This is a genomic window from Gallibacterium salpingitidis, from assembly GCF_001678495.1.
GTDB lineage: Bacteria > Pseudomonadota > Gammaproteobacteria > Enterobacterales > Pasteurellaceae > Gallibacterium > Gallibacterium salpingitidis.
This window is the reverse complement of sequence record NZ_JTJL01000029.1, coordinates 1-9,268: the sequence shown is the minus strand read 5'-3', so window position 1 is coordinate 9,268 and position 9,268 is coordinate 1. Positions and strand designations below refer to the sequence as shown.

The 9,268-nt window shown below is 38.2% G+C and carries 8 protein-coding genes and 1 other annotated feature; of the genes, 4 read left to right on the top strand and 4 right to left on the bottom strand.

The window, feature by feature from the left end; translation table 11 throughout:
- Positions 1 to 80: 80 nt before the first annotated feature.
- The 4 genes from deoD to QS62_RS06585 all read right to left on the bottom strand — a co-directional run bounded on the left by deoD (position 81) and on the right by QS62_RS06585 (position 4,231).
- Positions 81 to 800 carry a purine-nucleoside phosphorylase gene (gene deoD, locus QS62_RS06600; RefSeq protein ID WP_066107738.1) on the bottom strand — a complete coding sequence of 240 codons (720 nt, stop codon included), beginning with the start codon at positions 798 to 800 and terminating at the stop codon, positions 81 to 83.
- A 15-nt stretch (positions 801 to 815) separates the two neighbouring features.
- Positions 816 to 2,048 (bottom strand): phosphopentomutase, encoded by a 1,233-nt coding sequence (gene deoB, locus QS62_RS06595; protein ID WP_066107735.1) that lies wholly within the window; start codon positions 2,046 to 2,048, stop codon positions 816 to 818.
- A gap of 30 nt (positions 2,049 to 2,078) precedes the next feature.
- Positions 2,079 to 2,849: a deoxyribose-phosphate aldolase gene (gene deoC, locus QS62_RS06590; protein ID WP_231923684.1), complete on the bottom strand. Its 771-nt coding sequence runs from the start codon at positions 2,847 to 2,849 to the stop codon at positions 2,079 to 2,081.
- A 110-nt stretch (positions 2,850 to 2,959) separates the two neighbouring features.
- Entirely contained in the window at positions 2,960 to 4,231 is a 1,272-nt protein-coding gene (locus QS62_RS06585; protein WP_066107729.1) for a NupC/NupG family nucleoside CNT transporter, read from the bottom strand.
- A 351-nt stretch (positions 4,232 to 4,582) separates the two neighbouring features.
- On the opposite strand from QS62_RS06585, the gene mtr reads away from it, so the two are divergent.
- The 4 genes from mtr (at position 4,583) to hisD (ending at position 9,061) form a co-directional block, all read left to right on the top strand.
- Positions 4,583 to 5,836 carry a tryptophan permease gene (gene mtr / locus QS62_RS06580; protein ID WP_066107726.1) on the top strand — a complete coding sequence of 418 codons (1,254 nt, stop codon included), beginning with the start codon at positions 4,583 to 4,585 and terminating at the stop codon, positions 5,834 to 5,836.
- Between the two features lie 2 nt (positions 5,837 to 5,838).
- Positions 5,839 to 6,591: a class I SAM-dependent DNA methyltransferase gene (locus QS62_RS06575; protein WP_197496273.1), complete on the top strand. Its 753-nt coding sequence runs from the start codon at positions 5,839 to 5,841 to the stop codon at positions 6,589 to 6,591.
- Between the two features lie 109 nt (positions 6,592 to 6,700).
- Positions 6,701 to 6,824: a sequence feature (His leader region), on the top strand.
- Positions 6,825 to 6,860: 36 nt separating this feature from the next.
- Positions 6,861 to 7,760, top strand: a complete 900-nt coding sequence (gene hisG / locus QS62_RS06570) for an ATP phosphoribosyltransferase (RefSeq protein WP_066107720.1) — start codon at positions 6,861 to 6,863, stop codon at positions 7,758 to 7,760.
- 11 nt (positions 7,761 to 7,771) lie between these two features.
- Complete coding sequence (gene hisD / locus QS62_RS06565) at positions 7,772 to 9,061, top strand: histidinol dehydrogenase (RefSeq protein ID WP_066107716.1); 1,290 nt, start codon at positions 7,772 to 7,774, stop codon at positions 9,059 to 9,061.
- The last annotated feature ends 207 nt before the right edge of the window (positions 9,062 to 9,268 follow it).

The window sequence follows — 9,268 nt, the reverse complement described above, 5'->3', positions numbered from 1 at the left end:
TAGATCAAACCTCTAGAGGTATGTCTAGAGGTTTGTCAACAGTCTGAAACGCCCAGCATTGCTGGGCGTTTTGCATAAGATTATTGTTGATCACCAATTAATACAGACTCTAATGCAATTTCAATCATGTCATTAAAAGTCAATTGGCGTTCTTCTGCGGAAGTTTGTTCACCAGTACGAATATGATCAGATACAGTACAGATCGCTAATGCTTTCGCACCATATTCTGCTGCTACTGCATAAATTCCAGCAGCTTCCATTTCTACGCCAAGAATGCCGTATTTTTCCATCACATCAAACATTTCAACATCTGGTGTATAGAATAAATCTGCTGAGAATAGGTTACCAACACGCGCTTTAATGCCTTTTTGTTTTGCTGCTTGAACAGCTGCTTGTGTCATATCAAAATCGGCAATTGCCGCAAAATCATTATCCTTAAAACGAATACGGTTTACTTTTGAATCTGTACAAGCACCTAAACCAATCACAACATCACGCACTTTGACATCTTGACGTACTGCGCCGCAAGAACCAACACGAATAATCTTTTTCACACCATATTCAGTGATTAATTCTTTTGCATAAATAGAACATGATGGAATACCCATACCATGTCCCATAATAGAAATTTTACGTCCTTTATAAGTTCCTGTATAACCAAGCATATTGCGCACATTGGTTACTTCAACAGCATCTTGTAAAAAAGTTTCTGCAATGTATTTTGCACGTAATGGATCACCTGGCATTAAAACAACATCTGCAAAAGCACCATCAACCGCATTAATATGTGGAGTCGCCATAAATATTCCCTCTAATTATTTGTTTTGAAAATCAATGATTGCTGAACCATAATCCATTGGACTTAAATCAAAGTAGTTAGCAATAGTTTGTCCAATATCAGCAAAAGTATCACGTCTGCCAAAAGATTGTTTCGGTACATTCGCACCGTATAACAACACTGGAATATGTTCACGTGTATGATCAGTTCCTGTCCAAGTTGGATCGCAACCATGATCCGCTGTAATAACAAGGAGATCATCACCGGTTACTAATTTAAGTAATTCAGGTAAACGTTGATCAAAATACTCTAATGCTGCCGCATAACCAGCAACATTACGACGATGACCAAAATCAGAGTCAAAATTGACAAAGTTAGTGAAAACAATGGTTTTATCGCCTGCAGCACGCACTTCTTCTAATGTGCGATCAAATAACTCTTCCAAGCCTGTCGCTTTAATTTTGCGAGTAATGCCTGTATGCGCATAAATATCAGCGATCTTACCGATAGAAACTACTTCACCATGTTTTTCATCAACTAATTTTTGCAAGACTGTTGCTGATGGTGGTTCAACCGCATAATCATGGCGGTTACCAGTACGTTGGAAATTACCTGCTTTATCACCAATAAATGGACGTGCAATAACACGACCGATGTTATAGCCTTCCAACTCTTCACGTACGATATGGCAAAGTTCATATAATCTTTCCAAACCAAAAGTTTCTTCATGGCAAGCAATTTGGAATACTGAGTCTGCTGATGTGTAGAAAATTGGTTTGCCAGTACGCATATGTTCTTCACCAAGTTGATCCAAAATCACTGTCCCTGATGAATGGCAATTTCCTAAATAACCAGGAATTCCTGATTTTTCAACAATGCGATCTAATAATTCTTGTGGGAAAGAGTTTTCATGTTGTGGGAAATATCCCCAATCAAATAATACTGGTACACCGGCGATTTCCCAGTGTCCAGATGGTGTATCTTTTCCTGAAGAGATCTCTTTCGCATGTGCATAACCACCAATAAGTTCTGCATTTTCATCTAACCCTGCAGGGAAAGTACCGCAAGATTCTTTTGCCGCTAAACCTAAACCAAGTTTGGTTAAATTAGGTACATTCAATGCGCCTTCTCTACCTTCATTCGCTAAACCTGCTGCACAACGTTCAGCAATGTGTCCTAAAGTATTTGAACCCGCATCACCAAATTTATCTGCATCTGCTGAAGCTCCAATGCCAAAAGAGTCTAGCATCATAATAAATACACGTTTCATAGCATTCCTCTCTTATACAATATTCTGACATTAATAATTAGTTGGTTTGGCTGTTGCCGCTACCCCTAATGTATTGAGTAAATTATTTAATAAACCTGAAGCACCAAAACGGAAATGACGTGCGTTTAGCCATTGTTCACCAAACAGATCCGCTGCCAGTTGAAGATATTGTTGTGCTTCCTCAGCGGTACGTACACCACCAGCCGCCTTAAAACCAACACGATCTTGGACATTTAAATCACGGATAGTTTCCAACATAATTTTTGCAGCTTCTAATGTGGCATTCACCGGTACTTTACCAGTAGAAGTTTTAATAAAATCCGCACCTGCTTTAATTGCAATTTCTGACGCTTTACGAATTAATTCAGCTGTTTTTAATTCGCCTGTTTCGATAATCACTTTTAATAATTTATCACCACAAGCCTGTTTACATGCAGCAACTAACTCGGCACCAATGTTTTCATCGCCCACCATCAAAGCACGATATGGGAACACCACATCAACTTCATCTGCGCCCGCTTTAATCGCCAATTCTGTTTCACGACGTGCTAATTCAACATCTGCTGCGCCTTGCGGAAAGTTAGTTACTGTGGCAACCGCAACATCTGCACAATGATGTTGTTGTAATGTTGTTTTCGCTGTTGCAATAAATTGTGGATAAATGCATACCGCAGCAGTATGCCCAATCGGGTTAATCTCTTTTTTACAAAGTGCAGCAACAATCTCATCAGTATCATCTTCATTAAGTGTAGTGAGATCCATTAATGACAAGGCAATTTTGGCTGCCTGTTCAAGACTAATTGTTGACATAATATTTCCTCTTTCAGAAAAGCAAACGTTTTCTATCCCCTAATAATAGAACACCACGACAATTGTCGTGGTGTTTCGGTTTCGTTATTGTATCACAACGCTTAGCCCATGAGTACTGGTCCAACTAAGCCGATAAATAATCCAGCAATTGCCGCACTCATTAAGTTAGATAATGAACCAGCAATAACCGCTTTGATACCTAAACGTGCAATATCTTTACGGCGTGTTGGTGCCATCGTTCCTAAACCACCAATTAAGATTGCGATAGAACCAAGGTTAGCGAAACCACAAAGTGCAAAGGTAATAATAGCTTTTGTCTTATCAGCTAATACCATTGGTGCATCTGGTCCAAGATATTTCACGAAATCCACATAAGCAACAAATTCATTTAATACAATCTTTTGACCAATCATTGAACCCGCCACTTCAGCTTCATTCCAAGGCACACCGATAATATATGCTAATGGACGGAATACCCAACCTAAAATAGTTTGGAAATTAAGTCCTTCATAACCGAACCAACCGCCAATACCACCGATAATACCGTTTAATAACGCAATCAAAGCAATAAACGCTAATAACATTGCCCCAACATTCATTGCTAATTGCATACCTGATGAGGCGCCCATCGCAGCAGCATCTAGCACATTTGAAGGTTTTTCCTCTACTTCATTATCTTTTAATTCGTCATTTACTTTTTCGGTTTGTGGAATCAACATTTTAGCAAAAAGTAATCCACCCGGTGCCGCCATAAATGATGCAGCGATTAAGTAAGGAAGTGGAACGCCCATTTGCGCATAACCAACCATTGTTGAACCAGCAACAGAAGCCAAACCACCACACATAATGGCAAAGAGTTCAGATTCTGTCATCGTAGCAATGTATGGACGAACAAGTAGTGGCGCTTCTGTTTGTCCAACAAAGATATTACCAGCAGCAGACATAGATTCTGTTTTAGAGGTACCAAGTACTTTTTGCAAGAAGCCACCAATTAAACGAATCGCCCATTGCATAATGCCTAAGTAATAAAGTACTGAAATTAATGAAGCAAAGAATACGATCGCTGGTAATACGCGAAATGCGAACACGAATCCGCCGCCACCAAAAACTTCAAACATTTTATCGCTGACTAAACCGCCAAATAAAAAACTGATCCCTTCGTTACCGTAAGAAATCACTTTATTTACCGCTTCTGCAGCCGCTAATAACGCTTTTCGTCCTGTTTCGGAATAAAGTACTAATGCACCAATCCCCACTTGGATCAAAAATGCACCACCGACAGTTCTAAAACTAATCGCTTTGCGATTATTTGATAATAAAAAGGCAATTGCTAACAAAACTACAATGCCCAAAATACTCATAAGTGAATCCATAATTACCCCTAATTTGGAAAAATGGCTGTTCTGTTAATGAATTGATGAGATAACTCCAATTTATCCCATAAATAAGGCTTAAATAGTCGTCTTTAGGATAAACGGTGCAACTATACCTGTTTTTCAAAAAAATGTCTGAGAAATTTGTAAAAATGAGAACGTAATCGATTACTTCATCGCATTTTTTTCATTTAACGTGAATTTTTCCAGCGAAAATTAGCCAATTTTTTGGTCTTATGGATGAAATATTAATCAGCATCATAGAAAAAATTTCCTACTGTAAGTATTAAGTATTTACTTTTAATAATGTACTACTATAATAGTGCAGAAAAATATTACTGGAGAAAAATCATGAGTCAGAAACTTCCCTCTTTACTTGGTGGTGCAATGATTATTGCTGGAACAGCAATTGGCGCTGGAATGTTTGCTAATCCAACTGCAACTGCTGGATTATGGTTTATCGGTTCAATTCTCGCCTTAATCTACACTTGGTTCTGTATGACCACCTCTGGCTTAATGATCTTGGAAGCTAACTTACATTATCCAACCGGTGCGAGCTTTAGTACGATTGTTAAAGACTTACTTGGTAATAGTGCCAATATTATCAATAGTTTATCGTTAGTTTTTGTTCTTTATATTTTAACTTATGCCTATATTACTTCTGGCGGTGGTATTACTGAGAATCTCTTAAATCAATTACTAAGCTCAGAGAGTAATACCGTTGAACTAGGCAGAAGTTATGGTTCATTAATTTTCTGTCTTATTTTGGCAGCCTTCGTCTGGTTATCAACCAAAGCAGTTGATCGCTTTACCACAATATTGATCGTCGGTATGGTTATTGCCTTTTTCTTATCTACTGCCGGTTTGCTAACTTCTGTAAAAACAGAAGTATTATTCAATACTATTGCAGAAGGCGAACAAAGTTATTTACCTTACTTGTTAGCAGCGTTACCTGTTTGTCTAGTATCTTTTGGCTTCCATGGCAATGTACCAAGTTTAGTGAAATACTATAATCGTGATGGTAAACGTGTTGAAAAATCAATTATTCTAGGCACCTTAATTGCACTGATCATTTATGTATTATGGCAGCTCGCTATCCAAGGTAATCTACCTCGTCATGAATTTGCGCCTGTTATTGCCAAAGATGGTGATATAGCGGCTTTACTCGGTGCATTAAGTAAATATATTCAAACTGAATATATGGCTGTGATTTTGAACTTCTTTGCTTATATGGCAATCGCCAGTTCTTTCTTAGGGGTAACTCTTGGTTTATTCGATTATATTGCTGATTTATTCAAGTTTGATGACAGCATTGCTGGACGTACGAAAACAACCTTAATTACCTTCTTACCGCCATTAGTATTAAGTTTACAATTCCCATTCGGGTTTGTGATTGCGATTGGTTATGCTGGTTTAGCAGCAACTATTTGGGCAGCGATTGTACCAGCACTATTAGCACGCGCTTGTCGGAAAAAATTCCCTGAACAAACTTATACAGTGTTCGGCGGTAACTTTATGATCTATTTTATTATCCTATTTGGTGTGTTAAATATTGTGGCACAATTAGCAGCTCGTTACGGTTATTTGCCAATGTTTAAAGGATAATTATGCAAACCAGTGTTTACGATCAAGAGGGCTTTTTCGAGCTATATCAAAAATTACGCAACAACCCAATTAGCTTAAATGAAATTGTTGAAAAAACCACAATGTTTCAACTCGTTGGTGATGTAAAAGGTAAAAAGCTCCTTGATCTTGGTTGTGGCACTGGTGTTCATTTACAACATTATTTGCAACAAGGTGCCAGTTATGCAGTCGGTATCGATCTTTCCGCTAAAATGTTGCAACAAGCGGCAGAAAATTTACAACGAGCGGAGATTGCTCAACAGCGTTATCGCCTTTATCAATTAGCAATGGAAAACTTGCAACAATGCGATGAACAACAATTCGATCTTATTACCAGTTCTTTTGCATTTCATTATATTGCTGATTTTCCAGCATTATTGCAGAAAATTTCTGCTAAATTGGTACCACAAGGACAGCTTATTTTTTCACAAGAACATCCGATTGTAACCTGCTATCAAGGCGGTGATCGTTGGCAAAAAGATGAAAATAAACAGCAAGTTGCCTACCGTTTAAATTATTATCGTGATGAAGGCGAACGAGAACGTAATTGGTTTAAACAACCGTTTAAAACCTATCATCGTAAAATATCAACCATTATAAATATGCTGATTCAAGCCGGCTTTATCATCCAACAGCTTGAAGAGCCGATGTTAGAGCAAGAAATCGCTTGGCATAATGAATTTAAAGATTTACAGCACCGCCCAGTGTTATTATTTATTAAAGCACAAAAACTATAAAAATTACCGAGAAAACACTTGCATAATTAAGTGAAATCGCATAGTTTAAACAAGGTCGCTTTTTAGCTTAGGAATTTAAAAATTTTATGGTTTTATTTCGTTTCTCTCATCATCATCACCATTCAACTGAATAATCTTTCAGGCGTTTGGTGCTGCTTGGAAGATAAAAAAACTTCCGAGAGTACGAATACAAAATAACACCCTTCGGAAGTCATTCTGAAGGGTTTTTTATTTTTTAATATTTAAATTTAACAAGAAGGAAATACACAATGTCAGATAAAACTCGTTTACGGATTGCTATGCAAAAATCTGGTCGCTTAAGCAAAGATTCACAAGAATTACTCAAACAGTGTGGAGTAAAGATCAATCTTAATGAACAACGCCTTATCGCTTATGCTGAAAACTTACCAATTGATATTTTACGTGTGCGCGATGATGATATTCCTGGTTTGGTCTTTGATGGCGTTGTTGATTTAGGAATTATTGGTGAAAACGTCTTAGAAGAAGAAGAACTTAGACGTAAAGCTAGCGGTGAAGAAGCCAATTACAAAATGTTAACTCGCTTAGATTTTGGTGCTTGCCGTTTATCCCTCGCTGTGCCACAAGATGCAGATTATACAGGCCCAGAATCTTTAAATAATATGCGTATTGCAACTTCCTATCCGCAATTATTAAAACGTTTCATGACTGAACGCGGCTTAAAATTCAAAAGTTGTTTACTCAACGGTTCTGTCGAGGTTGCGCCTCGTGCAGGTTTAGCTGATGCTATCTGCGATCTCGTTTCCACTGGTGCAACTTTAGAAGCGAATGGACTACGTGAAGTTGATGTTATTTACCGTTCAAAATCTTGCTTAATCCAACAAAACAATCCATTAGAGCCAGCAAAACAACAATTAATTGATAAATTACTTACTCGTATTCAAGGGGTAATGCAAGCAAGAGAATCTAAATATATTATGTTGCACGCACCGAAGAGCAAATTAAAAGAAGTGATTGCGTTATTACCTGGCGTTGAAGATCCAACTATCCTACCATTAGCTAATGAAGATGATCGTGTTGCCCTACATATGGTAAGCCAAGAAAATCTATTCTGGGAAACTATGGAACAACTTAAAGCGGTTGGAGCAAGTTCTATTCTTGTGCTACCAATTGAAAAAATGATGAATTAAGGAAGTAGCGTATGAAAACATTGATTTGGAATGAATTAGATCAGCAACAACGCCAGCAAGCAATGCAACGCCCGGCAATCGGCAGTTCGCAAACTATTCAAGCTGCTGTTGATGAAATTCGTGAATTAGTAAAAGCCAAAGGCGATCAAGCGTTATTTGAACTTAATCAGCGCTTTGACAAAGTGCAATTAACGCAATTACAAGTAACTGCACAACAAATCGCCGATGCTAGCGCTAGAATTCCAGCAGAATTAAAACAAGCTATTCAAACAGCACAACGCAATATTGCTACTTTTCACCAAGCACAACAACCGCAAGCTGTTGATCTAGAAACACAACCTGGCGTTCGTTGCCAAGTATTAACTCGTGCGATTAACAAAGTAGGGCTATATATTCCTGGTGGTTCTGCACCACTATTTTCTACTGTATTGATGTTAGCTACTCCAGCAAAAATTGCTGGCTGCCAACAAATTATTCTCTGTTCACCACCACCAATTGCTGATGAAATTTTATATGCAGCTTCATTATGTGGTGTCGAAACAATTTATCAGGTAGGTGGAGCTCAAGCGGTAATGGCTATGGCATTCGGTACCGAATCAATTCCAAAAGTGGATAAAATCTTTGGTCCAGGCAACGCATTTGTTACCGAAGCAAAACGCCAAGTCAGCCAAGATCCAAATGGTGCTGCGATTGATATGCAAGCTGGCCCATCAGAAGTGTTAGTCATTGCCGATCAAAATGCTAATCCAGAATTTGTTGCCGCAGATCTATTATCTCAAGCAGAACATGGCGCTGATTCACAAGTGATTTTAGTCACACCAAGCCAGCAATTAGCAACTGCTACTGAAGCGGCAATTGAACGTCAATTAGCCTTATTACCTCGAGCAGAAACAGCAAGCAAAGCATTGTCACATAGTCGTATTATTATTGCTGCCGACCTAGATCAATGTGTGGAAATTAGCAACGATTATGCGCCAGAACATTTGATTGTACAGGTTGAAAACGCTAGAGCATTATTGCCTTTATTAGATAATGCTGGTTCGATTTTCTTAGGTGCTTATTCCCCTGAAAGTATGGGAGATTATGCTTCAGGTACCAATCATGTTTTACCGACTTATGGCTACAGCAAAACCAGCTCTAGTTTAGGTTTAGCAGATTTCAGTAAACGAATGACAGTTCAAGAGTTAACACCACAAGGATTTGTTAATTTGGCGAAAACGGTAGAATTAATGGCAGAAGCTGAGCAATTACAAGCGCATAAAAATGCGGTTACTTTGCGTTGTGAGTCATTGAAGAAATAAGGAAAGCAAGTTTCATATACCGACTTTGAACAAAGTTAATTATGAAACTTTTTGCAGATTATTTCTTCTCAAAAATTTAGGTTTCGCCCTAAAGGGCGACCTACTTTTATTCGCAAGTGAACTTCGTTCACTTGTTCACCCTACGGGTCGTTGCAAGCAACGTTCAAAAAGCTAACGCTTTTTGTCTTTGCTGGTCTAATAGACAAA